The sequence below is a fragment of the Amycolatopsis thailandensis genome (genome assembly GCF_042723255.1).
GTDB classification, from domain to species: domain Bacteria; phylum Actinomycetota; class Actinomycetes; order Mycobacteriales; family Pseudonocardiaceae; genus Amycolatopsis; species Amycolatopsis thailandensis.
The window spans coordinates 1-11,398 of the sequence record NZ_JBHXJK010000202.1 but is presented as its reverse complement, the minus strand read 5'-3'; the positions used below and the strand labels follow the sequence as shown (position 1 = coordinate 11,398).

At 69.6% G+C, this 11,398-nt stretch carries 11 protein-coding genes; 7 read left to right on the top strand and 4 right to left on the bottom strand.

What is annotated here, in order from left to right:
* Positions 1-235: 235 nt before the first annotated feature.
* The 3 genes from pssA to ACFWMR_RS40400 all read right to left on the bottom strand — a co-directional run bounded on the left by pssA (position 236) and on the right by ACFWMR_RS40400 (position 2,695).
* Positions 236-1,204, bottom strand: a complete 969-nt coding sequence (pssA, locus tag ACFWMR_RS40410) for a CDP-diacylglycerol--serine O-phosphatidyltransferase (protein WP_378382210.1) — start codon at positions 1,202-1,204, stop codon at positions 236-238.
* A 3-nt stretch (positions 1,205-1,207) separates the two neighbouring features.
* Positions 1,208-1,936, bottom strand: a complete 729-nt coding sequence (locus ACFWMR_RS40405) for a phosphatidylserine decarboxylase (RefSeq protein WP_093936474.1) — start codon at positions 1,934-1,936, stop codon at positions 1,208-1,210.
* 477 nt (positions 1,937-2,413) lie between these two features.
* Positions 2,414-2,695, bottom strand: a complete 282-nt coding sequence (locus ACFWMR_RS40400) for a GlsB/YeaQ/YmgE family stress response membrane protein (protein ID WP_093936473.1) — start codon at positions 2,693-2,695, stop codon at positions 2,414-2,416.
* A gap of 80 nt (positions 2,696-2,775) precedes the next feature.
* On the opposite strand from ACFWMR_RS40400, the gene ACFWMR_RS40395 reads away from it, so the two are divergent.
* Together ACFWMR_RS40395 and ACFWMR_RS40390 are read left to right on the top strand one after the other, a co-directional pair.
* Positions 2,776-3,339: a winged helix-turn-helix domain-containing protein gene (locus ACFWMR_RS40395; RefSeq protein ID WP_093936472.1), complete on the top strand. Its 564-nt coding sequence runs from the start codon at positions 2,776-2,778 to the stop codon at positions 3,337-3,339.
* Entirely contained in the window at positions 3,336-4,580 is a 1,245-nt protein-coding gene (locus ACFWMR_RS40390) for an MFS transporter (RefSeq protein WP_378382209.1), read from the top strand. The genes ACFWMR_RS40395 and ACFWMR_RS40390 overlap by 4 nt, the downstream gene beginning before the upstream one ends.
* 15 nt (positions 4,581-4,595) lie before the next feature.
* Here the strand turns inward: ACFWMR_RS40390 and moeA are convergent, their stop codons facing one another.
* Positions 4,596-5,789 (bottom strand): molybdopterin molybdotransferase MoeA, encoded by a 1,194-nt coding sequence (moeA, locus tag ACFWMR_RS40385; RefSeq protein WP_093936470.1) that lies wholly within the window; start codon positions 5,787-5,789, stop codon positions 4,596-4,598.
* A gap of 75 nt (positions 5,790-5,864) precedes the next feature.
* Between moeA and ACFWMR_RS40380 the strand changes: the two genes are divergently transcribed.
* The 5 genes from ACFWMR_RS40380 to groL all read left to right on the top strand — a co-directional run bounded on the left by ACFWMR_RS40380 (position 5,865) and on the right by groL (position 10,977).
* Complete coding sequence (locus tag ACFWMR_RS40380) at positions 5,865-6,542, top strand: TIGR00266 family protein (RefSeq protein ID WP_184896357.1); 678 nt, start codon at positions 5,865-5,867, stop codon at positions 6,540-6,542.
* 4 nt (positions 6,543-6,546) lie between these two features.
* On the top strand, positions 6,547-7,170 hold the full coding sequence (locus tag ACFWMR_RS40375) for an AIM24 family protein (protein WP_005164264.1): 624 nt from the start codon (positions 6,547-6,549) through the stop codon (positions 7,168-7,170).
* Between the two features lie 114 nt (positions 7,171-7,284).
* On the top strand, positions 7,285-7,491 hold the full coding sequence (locus ACFWMR_RS40370; RefSeq protein WP_005164266.1) for a cold-shock protein: 207 nt from the start codon (positions 7,285-7,287) through the stop codon (positions 7,489-7,491).
* A 56-nt stretch (positions 7,492-7,547) separates the two neighbouring features.
* Positions 7,548-9,008 (top strand): serine/threonine-protein kinase, encoded by a 1,461-nt coding sequence (locus ACFWMR_RS40365; RefSeq protein ID WP_378382208.1) that lies wholly within the window; start codon positions 7,548-7,550, stop codon positions 9,006-9,008.
* Positions 9,009-9,348: 340 nt separating this feature from the next.
* A complete protein-coding gene (groL, locus tag ACFWMR_RS40360) occupies positions 9,349-10,977 on the top strand; it encodes a chaperonin GroEL (RefSeq protein ID WP_005164277.1) in 1,629 nt (542 codons plus the stop codon).
* Positions 10,978-11,398: the final 421 nt, after the last annotated feature.

Below are 11,398 nucleotides of genomic sequence, written 5' to 3'. Positions count from 1 at the left end.
ACCTTCAACGTTGCGAACGTGGCTTTCGCAACATCCGGGACCCGGCGGGCGGGTGAGCGCTGTTCACGTTTGTCCCCAAGTTGTCCACAGGGTCACCCACTTGTGGACAACTACCGCCTTCCACCCCCGTTTCCCCAGGTCCCGTCCGGGGGCACCGATACGCTGGGCGCGGGGCCGTCCCCCAGGGATGGGCGGGGGGCTGGGGGTGGGGAGTTGGCGAAGAGTCAGGTGGGGATCAGCGTTTGCGGAGGCCGATCCGGCGCCATGAGCGGCGCCGCGGGCCCCGGGCGTTCTCCCGGTCCTTGTCGGTGAGGGTGCGCGGAGCGCGCGCGACGTGCTGTTCGCCTCGTTGCAGCCGGACCCGCTGAGCGGCACCGGCCACCACACGCCGCAGCGGCGGGCGCAGGCCCAGCCGGCGGCGGCTCGAAGAACGCCGGATCGCGCGCCGTTCCCGCGGCGGCGCCATCCACGCCTCGGGGTGGTTGGCGAGCCAGCGCTGCCGGTACACCGAGTACGGGATGTGCGCCAGGTACAGCACCAGTGCGATCGCCAGCGCCACCAGCGGGAACTGGATGATCGCGGCGGCCAGCAGGCCCACCCCGACCAGCAGCGGCGCGATCGCCTTCGCCGGCGCCTTCACCGTCTTCAGCGAAAGCGTCGGGATCCGGCTGATCAGCAGCGCGGCCACGGCGATCGTCCACACCCATACGACGTACTGGTGCGACCACCAGCCCTGCCCGAACTGAAGTTCCAGGATCAGCGGCAGCATCGCCAGCAGCCCGCCGGCGGGCGCGGGCACGCCCACGAAGAACTCGCCCGCGTACGGCGGCTGCTCGGTGTCCTCGATCAGCGTGTTGAACCGCGCCAGCCGCAGGATCATGCAGACCGCGAAGATCAGCGACGCCACCCAGCCGATCCGCTCGCCCTCGGCGTGCCACACGTACAGCACCAGCGCGGGCGCGACACCGAACGAGATGCCGTCGGACAGCGAGTCGAGCTCCTGCCCCATCTTCGACGTCGCGTCCAGCAGCCGCGCGATCCGGCCGTCCAGGCTGTCGAGCACCGCGGCGATCCCGATCGACGCGATCGCCATCGGATAGTTGCCGATCAGCGCGAACTGCACCGACGACAGGCCGGCGCACAGAGCGAGCACCGTGATGGCGTTCGGCAGCAGCCGCACGCCGGGAGTGGTCACGCGGACCATGGATCAGCCTTCCGGGTGCGGCGCCGTGGGCAGCTCGGCGATCGGCGTCTCGCCGCCGATCGTGCGCTGGCCCTTCGAGACGAGAACCTTGCTGCCCGGGGGCAGGTACAGGTCGACTCGCGAGCCGAAGCGGATGATGCCGTACGTCGCGCCGACGCCGACCTTGTCGCCCTCACGGATTTCGCAAAGGATGCGCCGCGCCACCAGCCCGGCGATCTGCACCACGACGAGCTCGTGGCCGTCTTCGGTGCGCATGAGCACGGAGTTGCGCTCGTTGTCCTCGCTCGCCTTGTCCAGGTCCGCGGACAGGAACTTCCCGGGCCGGTACGCGACCCGTTCGATCACACCCGACGCCGGGATCCGCTGGACGTGCACGTCGAACACCGACAGGAACACGCTCACCCGCATCCGCGGTTCGGCGGACAGCCCCAGCTCGGGCGGCGGCACGGCCTCTTCGATCAGCGAGACCAGACCGTCCGCCGACGCGACCGCGAGGCCGGACTGGGCAGGCGGGACGCGCTTGGGCTCACGGAAGAACGCGGCCGTGGCGGCCGTCGCGAGCGCGCCGACGACGCCGAGGCGCTTGGAGAACTTCCGCAGCACCAGCGTCGCAGCGAGACCGCCGAACACGAACGGCCTGCCGGCCGGGTGCATCGGCGGAACGGTCTCGCGGGCCAGCTTCACGGCGTGCGCGAGGGGATTACCAGTGGCTTCCGGCCGGTTGCCGCTCATTGGTCGGGTTCACCGCAGTTCGTGTCGGGGGGTCGGGACAGGAAGAGCCACCACGCTACCGCCCTGTCCGGGGCCGGGCCGTGGCCTCCCCCGGAAGGGTTTCCCCGGCCCGGGTGGGAGGCACCACATCCCGGTAACGGAAGGTGGAAATAAGCGATAACTCTAGGTAATTGATGCCGATGACCGACCTTGAGGAACCGTGCATGCCCGCCAGTCCGGACCCCGCAGGCGAACGACTCGCCGAGCTGTTCCGAGCCTGGAAGAGGGACATTTCGGCGGCGCCCATGCCGTCACTCGTGGACCCCGTCCGCGCCGCCTCGCTCATCGCCGACGCACGCGCGTCCAGGTGCATATGCCCCCCGACGGCACATGCACCCGGACGCGGCCGCTGGAACTGAGCGAACGTCCCACTCTAGTGCGCCGGACGTCGATGATCACCGGTCGCGAGTAAACCGTTACCAACGGTTACTCCGCTGGTCATCGGCGGTACGAGTCGCTCCTGCCGGAGCCCCGCACCAGGCGCAGCAGGGCGAGCAGCACGATCGCGCCGAGAATGGCGACGCCGAAGCTGGGGAAGTCGAACTCGAAGGACCGCTCGTTGCCCGTCGCCAGCCGGTAGATGAAACCGCCCAGCGCCGCGCCCAGCACGCCGACCAGGATGCTGAACAGGCAGCCGCCCCGGCGGTCCGGGCCGCCCACCACGACGTTGGCAAGCCACCCGGCGATGGCACCGAACACGATCCACGAGAAGAAACCCATACCCCGAGATTACCGACGCGAATGGAGTAGTGCACAAAGGCACTTGTACAAGAACTCTTGTGCAACTACTGTTGTGCGTCATGGCCGACCGTGAGGTACACGAAGTCCACGATTCGAAGGTGCTCGCCGCGATGTCGCATCCGCTGCGGCGCCGCCTGCTCGACGTCCTCCGCCTCGACGGCCCGTGCACGGCGTCCGTGCTCGCCGAGCGGACCGGGCAGGCGGTGGGGAACGTCAGCCACCACCTGAAAGTGCTGGCCGCCGTCGAGCTGGTCGAAGAAGCGCCGGAGCTCGCCAGGGACCGGCGGGAGCGCTGGTGGCGCCGCGCGAGTTACGCGGTTTCCTGGTCACCGTCGGACTTCCCCGACGACCCGGTCGCGGCCGCCGCCGAATCCCTCGCCCTCGAACGCCAGGTTTCCATGGCGCGCCAATGGTTCGCGGAACGCGAGAGCTACCCCGAGGAGTGGCATCGGGCCGCCTTCGCCACCGACAGCTGGGCGAAGATGTCCGTCGCCGAACTGGCCGAACTCGAACAAAAGGTCCACGAGCTGATCAAGTCCTACAGCGGCCGTGAGCTCCCCGACGACGGCCAGGAACGCCGTCCCGTCTTCATCTCCACCCGAGCCGTCCCGGCCCGGCCGTGAGCGTCCGCGAACGCGGCGGATTGCTGCGTTCCCGGGACTTCCGGCTGCTGTGGACCGGCGAGACGACCAGTGTGCTCGGCAGTTCCATCGCCGTCGTCGCGCTGCCGCTCGTCGCGGTGGTCGCGTTGCAGGCGAGCACGTTCGCGGTCGGGCTGCTGACCGCGGCCGCCTGGCTGCCGTGGCTGCTGATCGGCCTGCCCGCCGGCGCCTGGGTCGACCGGCGGCCGAAACGGCCGATCATGCTGGCGTGCAACACCTTCTCCATGCTGGTGTTCCTGAGCGTCCCGGTCGCCGCCTGGTTCGGCCTGCTCACGATGACCCAGTTGCTCGTCGTCGCCTTCGTGGGCGGCGTCGCGAAGGTGTTCTTCAACGTCGCGTACCGCGCATACCTGCCTTCGCTGGTCGACAAGGAACAGCTGCAGGAGGCCAACGAGAAGCTGCAGGGCAGTGAATCCGCCGCGCAGATCGGCGGACCCGGCCTCGCCGGTCTCCTGGCGCAGGGCTTCGGCGCGGTCACCGGGGTGCTCGCCGACGCCGTCAGCTTCGGGATTTCCGTGCTGTGCCTGCGATCCATCCGGTATCGCGAACCCGCGCGCCCGGCCGGGCCGCGTTCGCGGCTGCGGGACGAGATCCGCGAGGGCCTCGCGTTCGTCGTCCACGACCGATATTTGCGCGTCTTCGCGGTCTTCGGCGCGGTCTCGAACGTCGCTCTCATGGGCTACCAGTCGATCGAGGTCGTGTTCCTCGCCCGCGACCTCGGAGTGGGACCGGGGGCCGTCGGGCTGGTCCTCGCGCTCGTCGGCGCGGGCGGCGTCTTCGGCGCCGCGCTGTCGGGCAAACTCGCCGCGCGGATCGGCACCGCCCGCGCTTTCGTGCTCTGCGAAGGCTTCGGGGCACTGATGATGCTGCTGGGCCCGCTGGCGAACGGCGGCTGGGGGCTCGCCTTCTTCGTCGTCGCCGGGTTCGCGCTCAGCGCCGGGGTCGTCGGCTCGAACGTCCTCAACGCCACCTTCAAGCAGCGCTATGTCCCGGCGGAGATGTTCGGCCGGGTCACCGCGAGCATGTCCGTGCTGAGCTTCGGCGCGATCGCGCTCGGCGGCCTGCTCGGCGGCTTCCTCGGGGAGGTCGCGGGCGTGCGGCAGACGCTGGGTCTGATGGCCGGGCTGGAGGTCGTCGCCGTCTTCGCCCTGCTCTTCACCCCGATCGGCCGCCGCCGCGACTTCCCCTCGGATCGCGTTTAGCCCGCTAAACGCAGGTCAGAGCAGGAGGACGGTCACCTCGTCGCCCTGCTCGGCCGAGTCGACGTCCTCCGGCAGCACGATCAGGCAGTTCGCCTGCGTGAACGACGCCAGCAGATGCGACCCCGGCCCGCCGCGCGGTCCGACGATCCCGGTGACCTCGCCCTCGGAATGCGTGTAGAAGCCCCGCCGGAACTGACGCCGTCCGGCGGGGGACTTCATCGCCTCGGTCAGCCGGGCCCGCACCCGCTGCCGGTCGACGCCCGTATGTCCCATCGCCGACAGCAACGCCGGCCGCAGGAACGCTTCGAACGAGACGAGCACGCTCACCGGGTTCCCCGGCAGCGTCACCACCGGCACACCGTTCCAGCGTCCGCAGCCCTGCGGCCCGCCCGGCTGCATCGCGATCTTCCGGAACTCCACGCCCTGCCCGGTCAGTGCGTCCTTCACCACTTCGTACGCGCCCGCGCTCACGCCGCCCGAGGTCACCAGCAGATCCACGTCCGCCAGCCGCGGCTCGATCACCGCGCGGAACTCGTCCACGTCGTCGACGACACTGCGCACGACCTCGGCCTCGCAGCCGAGCGCGCGGATCGCGGACGCCAGCATGATGCTGTTCGACTCGTAGATCTGCCCGTGCCGCAAGGGTTCCGGCGCGTCGACGAGTTCGGTCCCGGTGGACACGACGAGCACCTTCAACGGCCTGAACACGGGCACCTCGGCGAGCCCGACGGCCGCCGCGAGGCCCAGTTGCGCCGGGCCCAGCACCGTCCCCGCCGAAAGCGCCACCGTGCCCTCGACGACGTCTTCGCCCCGATGCCGGATGTGCGCGTCCGGGACGGCCGTCCTGAGAATCCGGACGTCCGTCACGCCGCCGTCCGTGTGCTCCACCATCACCACCGCGTCGGCGCCGGGCGGCAGCGGGGCACCGGTCATGATCCGGTGCGCGGTACCCGGCTCCAGTTTCGCGATCTCGATCCGGCCCGCGGGGATGTCGTCGGCGACCGGCAGCGTCACCGGGACTTCCGCGACATCCTCGGCGCGGACGGCGTAACCGTCCATCGCGGAGTTGTCGAAGGGAGGCAGCGAAACCCCCGCGAGGACGTCCTCGGCCAGGACGAGCCCGGCGGCGGAGGCGAGCGGGAGGCTGATGACAGGGGCGTTTCCGAGCAGGCCGGTGACGGTCTCACGGTGGGCGTCGACGGAGATCACCGGACCATCCTCCCGCCTCGGGCCCCGCATGCAAGACTCTGCGCGTCACGACGAACCACCCGGGGAGAAGAAGACATGCAGGTTCAGATCCGTCACCAGCCATCGTTCGCGGTGGCGAGGCTCATGCTCGCGCCCGGGGAACCGGCGCAGGTCGAGTCCGGCGCGATGATGGCGACGAGCTATGGCGTGCAGGTCCAGTCCCAGGCGCAGGGCGGCATCATGAAGGGCCTCGGCCGCGCATTCCTCTCCGGTGAGTCCTTCTTCATCTCCACCTACACCGCCCCGCAGAACGGCGGCTGGGTCGACGTCGCCGCGAACCTGCCGGGCGACATGCAGGTCATCAACCTCGACGGCCGCACCGGCTGGTGCGTCACCCGCGGCTCGTGGCTCGCGTCCTCCCACAGCGTGCAGACCGAGACCAAATGGGGCGGGCTCAAGAACCTCGTCGGCGGCGAGGGCGGCTTCCTCACCCACGCGACGGGACAGGGCCCGCTGGTCGTGGCCTGCTACGGCGCGCTGGAGACGGTCACCCTCCAGCAGGGCGAGGTGATCACCATCGACACCGGGCACGTCGTCGCGTTCGCCGACACCGTCCAGTACCAGATCCGCAAGGTCGCCACCGGCGTCATCCAGTCGATGAAGAGCGGTGAAGGCCTCGTCTTCGACTTCGCCGGGCCGGGCCAGCTGCTCACCCAGACCCGCAACCCGTCGGCGCTGTCCGCCTGGGTGATCGCCCAGGTCCCCGCCCGCTGAGCGCATGCGCGTCCAGACGAGGCACACCCCGAACTTCGGGGTCGCACGCGTGCTGCTGTCCCCCGGCGAGGCCGTCCAGGCCGCCGGGGACACCATGCTGGCCAGCAGTTTCGGCATCACCGAAACCGTGCCCGCGCGCGGCGGCTCCCGGGCGGGCAAGGCGGCCCCGTCGGTGTTCAACGCGCCCGAGGGCGGCGGATGGATCGACTTCGCGCCGCTGACCGCCGGGGACGTCTACCCGCTGGAATTCACCGGCGGCGCGGGCTGGTGCGTGAGCCGGGACGCGATCCTCGCCCGGCCGGCGACCATCCGGCAGGACCCCGGCTGGGCGCCGCTGCAAAAGCTCTTCGGCGCCGACTCCGGCTTCCTGGAGCACTACAGCGGAAGCGGTCCGCTCGTACTGGCCGCGCAAGGCCCCGTCGACGCCTTCGAGCTCACCGCGGGCGAGCTCGTCACGGTGCGCCCGGACTTCCTGCTGGCGTATCCGGACACCGTGCAGTGCCGTCTCCGCGCCGTCGACCAGTCCGGACCGCAGTCGGTCCGCACCGGCGAAGGGCTCGCGCTCGACTTCGCAGGACCAGGACGCGTCCTCGTGCAAGCGCGCAATAGGCGGCTTTCTCGCGGGTGACCTTGGGACGAATTGAGCATTGCCGACGCCGGTAATTCGGGTAGCGTGAACTGCACTTCAAACCGCCGTCCGGGGCAGACGAGGGCGGCGGGTCCCGTGCTGAGGGAGGGCGCCGTGGCAGTCGGCACCGTCAAGTGGTTCAACTCGGAAAAGGGCTACGGATTCATCGAATCCACTGAAGGGCCCGACGTCTTCGTCCACTACTCGGCCATTCAGGCCGATGGATTCCGGACGCTCGACGAGGGGGATCGCGTGGAATTCGAAGTCCAATCCGGCCGCGACGGGCGGAGTCAAGCCGCGGACGTACGCAAGGTCTCATAAGAGGACTTCGGGCGACCCCCGGCGGCCCTCGGAACTGGCGCGTTAGGCTGCGCTGCGTGACAGGCGATGAGTCGGGGGACCTGACCGGTCGCCGGCTGGGCAACTACCGCATCGACGGTGTGCTCGGCAAGGGCGGCATGAGCGTGACCTACAAGGCCACGGACGTGCGGCTCGGACGCAAGGTGGCACTGAAGGTCATCGGTGATCACCTCGGGGCCGACGCCGAGTTCCGCGAGCGCTTCGTCGACGAAGCGCGGAACACGTCCGCGATCGACCATGCCAACGTCGTGCCCTTGTACGACTTCGGCGAGCTCGAAGGCATGCTCTACATCGCCATGCGGATGGTCGACGGCGGGGACCTCGCCGGGCTGATCTCCGGCGGCCCGATCGCGCCCGCTCGCGCCCTGACCATGCTCGACCAGGTCGCCGACGCGCTCGACACCCTGCACAACCGGGGTCTCGTGCACCTCGACGTCAAACCCGCCAACGTCCTGGTCACCAGCAAGGAGACCTCGCGCGAGCACGTCTACGTCGCCGACTTCGGCCTGACCCGCCGCGGCGCCACCGGTCACCGGACCCGCGGCGGCGACTTCCTCGGCTCGCCGACGTACGCGGCCCCCGAGCACCTGCGCGGCGAGCCGCTCGACGGCCGCACCGACCAGTACGCGCTCACCTGTGTCCTCTACGCCTGCCTGACCGGCAGCCCGCCCTTCAAGGGCGACGTGCAGACCGTCATCAAGGGGCATCTGAACGGCGAGCCCCCGGCCATCTCGCGGATCGTCGGCCTCCCCGCCGGGATCGACGAGGTCGTCCGGAAGGGAATGGCGAAGAATCCCGCCGATCGCTACCCGAACTGTGTTGAGATGATCGCGGCCGCCAGGCATGCCCTGGGTCCGCTCGCGACTTCGAACGAGCCTCCGGGCCCGCCCGGGCAGGCGGCGGCCGCGACCGTCCAGCAGGCGGTACCGCCACGGCAGAACACGCCGCCACAGGGAGAGGGGGGCCCCGTGCACCCGTACGGAGGACAGCAGCCCGGCTACGGCCAGCAGGGGCCGGGACCGCAGGGCCCCCCGCCGCAAGGCCTGCCGCCGCAGGGGCCGCCCCCCGGCTACGGCCCGCCGCCGCAGCAGGGTGGCTTCCAGCAGGGCGGTTACCAGCAGGGGCCGCCTCCGGGCTACGGCCCGCCGCCGCAGCAAGGCGGCTTCCAGCAGCAGGGTGGCTTCCAGCAGGGGCCGCCCCCGGGCTACGGCCCGCCGCCGCACCAGCAGCAGGGCGGGTTCCAGCAGCAGCCCAAGAAGGGCGGCGGCGCCAAGTGGATCTGGATCATCGTCGGCGTCCTCGTGGTCGCGGGCGCGATCGTCGCCGCGATCTTCATCTTCGGTGACTCGAACAGCGGCAACGGACCGCAGACCACCGCGCCGAACATCCCGGTCGGTCCCGGCAACTCGCAGTCGCAGGCCCCGGGGTCCTCGGCGAAGGCTCCGCCGACGTCGATCTCGATCAAGCCGAGCAACTGAGACGGAGGGCTGAAGGACGCTTTCACCGCATGCGATGTGGTGAAAGCGTCCTTCGCCGCGTCTGATTAGGGGAAAGTCCCCTTCAGCTACCGCACCGCTCTGACCTGCGGTTCTTGCACTCGACCCTGGAGAGTGCTAAACACGACATTGGCACTCGACGCCGTCGAGTGCCAGGCGGAGCGGTCACCGACCGCACGCCTGAAGGTCGGGACGGTGAGGCCGCACCCTGAGAAGGGTGGGTCGTCCGTCGCGGGCACCGAGCCTGGCCGAGGAAGAGTCCTGCCGCCGCGCTGTAGTAGTAGGCGTGCGGCGGCGCCCAATACCGGAGGACCACACCGCAATGGCCAAACTGATCGCGTTCGACGAGGACGCCCGCCGCGGTCTTGAGCGCGGCTTGAACACCCTCGCCGAAGCCGTCAAGGTGACCCTCGGCCCGCGGGGCCGGAACGTCGTGCTCGAAAAGAAGTGGGGCGCGCCGACGATCACCAACGACGGTGTCTCCATCGCCAAGGAGATCGAGCTCGAGGACCCGTGGGAGAAGATCGGGGCCGAGCTCGTCAAGGAAGTTGCCAAGAAGACCGACGACGTCGCGGGTGACGGCACCACCACCGCCACCGTGCTCGCCCAGGCTCTCGTCCGCGAGGGTCTGCGCAACGTCGCCGCCGGGGCCGACCCCATCAGCCTGAAGCGCGGCATCGAGGCGGCCGTCGAGGCCATCACCGAGCAGCTGCACAAGGCCGCCGTCCAGATCGAGACCAAGGAGCAGATCGCCGCCACCGCGTCGATCTCCGCCGCGGACCGCACCATCGGCGAGCTCATCGCCGAGGCGCTGGACAAGGTCGGCAAGGAAGGCGTCGTCACCGTCGAGGAGAGCAACACCTTCGGGCTCGAGCTGGAGCTCACCGAGGGCATGCGCTTCGACAAGGGCTACATCTCCGGTTACTTCGTGACCGACCCGGAGCGTCAGGAAGCCGAGCTCGAGGACCCGTACGTCCTGCTCTTCGGTTCCAAGATCTCCACCGTCAAGGACGTCCTGCCGCTGCTGGAGAAGGTCATCCAGTCCGGCAAGCCGCTGCTGATCATCGCCGAGGACGTCGAGGGCGAGGCCCTGGCCACCCTGATCGTCAACAAGATGCGCGGCACCTTCAAGTCCGTCGCCGTCAAGGCCCCGGGCTTCGGTGACCGCCGCAAGGCGATCCTGCAGGACATCGCGATCCTGACCGGTGGCCAGGTCATCTCCGAGGACGTCGGCCTCAAGCTGGAGAACGCGGACCTTTCCCTGCTGGGCAAGGCGCGCAAGGCCGTCATCACCAAGGACGAGACCACCATCGTCGAGGGTGCGGGCGACGCCGACCAGATCCAGGGTCGCGTCAACCAGATCCGCGCCGAGATCGACAACTCGGACTCGGACTACGACCGCGAGAAGCTCCAGGAGCGTCTGGCGAAGCTGGCCGGCGGCGTGGCCGTCATCAAGGCCGGTGCCGCCACCGAGGTCGAGCTGAAGGAGCGCAAGCACCGCATCGAGGACGCGGTGCGCAACGCCAAGGCCGCCGTCGAAGAGGGCATCGTCGCCGGTGGTGGCGTCGCTCTCATCCAGGCCGCCGAGGCTGCCTTCGCCGGTCTGAAGCTCGAGGGCGACGAGGCCACTGGTGCCAACATCGTCAAGGTCGCCGTCGAGGCGCCGCTCAAGCAGATCGCGATCAACGCCGGCCTCGAAGGCGGCGTCGTGGCGGAGAAGGTCAAGTCCCTCCCGCAGGGTCACGGCCTCAACGCCGCCACCGGTGTCTACGAGGACCTGCTCGCCGCCGGCGTGCCGGACCCCACGAAGGTCACCCGCTCCGCGCTGCAGAACGCCGCTTCCATCGCGGCGCTGTTCCTGACCACCGAAGCCGTCGTGGCGGACAAGCCGGAGAAGGCCTCGGCCGCTCCCGCCGACCCGTCCGGTGGCATGGGCGGCATGGACTTCTGAGTTCGAGCCCGTAACACCGGAAAGCCCGGACGCGCCTCGCGCGTCCGGGCTTTTCCTTTGCCGGGAAGGCGGGAAGGGCAGCGATGGGGAACAAGGACCGGGAACATGACACCCTTGCCCTGCCCCTCAATAGAACCAACCGTCTCTCGGCTTACCTGCTGTCGGGTGTGACCGGAGGGACGACACACGTGATCAGATGGACGACACGTGTGTCCAGACGGACGACTCGCGGCGAACCCCTGGCCGCGCGCGAGTCACGTGTCTGATCACGCGAGTCACGCCTTCCGGCCCGCTCGCACTGTGGTCGTGAGTGGCGATTCGGGTTGTTGAGGGGTAAGGCAAATGTGGCGTGTTGTGTCGCTCGTCCGTACGTCGGCCTCGGGTGTCGCGAAAGCCACTTTCGGGACATCAGGTGTCCTGA

Bases quoted from the DNA above. Each gene is read 5' to 3' on its own strand.
- pssA (WP_378382210.1), bottom strand. From the start codon at position 1,204: ATGGTCCGCGTGACCACTCCCGGCGTGCGGCTGCTGCCGAACGCCATC.
- ACFWMR_RS40405 (WP_093936474.1), bottom strand. From the start codon at position 1,936: ATGAGCGGCAACCGGCCGGAAGCCACTGGTAATCCCCTCGCGCACGCC.
- ACFWMR_RS40400 (WP_093936473.1), bottom strand. From the start codon at position 2,695: ATGGGTTTCTTCTCGTGGATCGTGTTCGGTGCCATCGCCGGGTGGCTT.
- ACFWMR_RS40395 (WP_093936472.1), top strand. From the start codon at position 2,776: ATGGCCGACCGTGAGGTACACGAAGTCCACGATTCGAAGGTGCTCGCC.
- ACFWMR_RS40380 (WP_184896357.1), top strand. From the start codon at position 5,865: ATGCAGGTTCAGATCCGTCACCAGCCATCGTTCGCGGTGGCGAGGCTC.
- ACFWMR_RS40375 (WP_005164264.1), top strand. From the start codon at position 6,547: ATGCGCGTCCAGACGAGGCACACCCCGAACTTCGGGGTCGCACGCGTG.
- groL (WP_005164277.1), top strand. From the start codon at position 9,349: ATGGCCAAACTGATCGCGTTCGACGAGGACGCCCGCCGCGGTCTTGAG.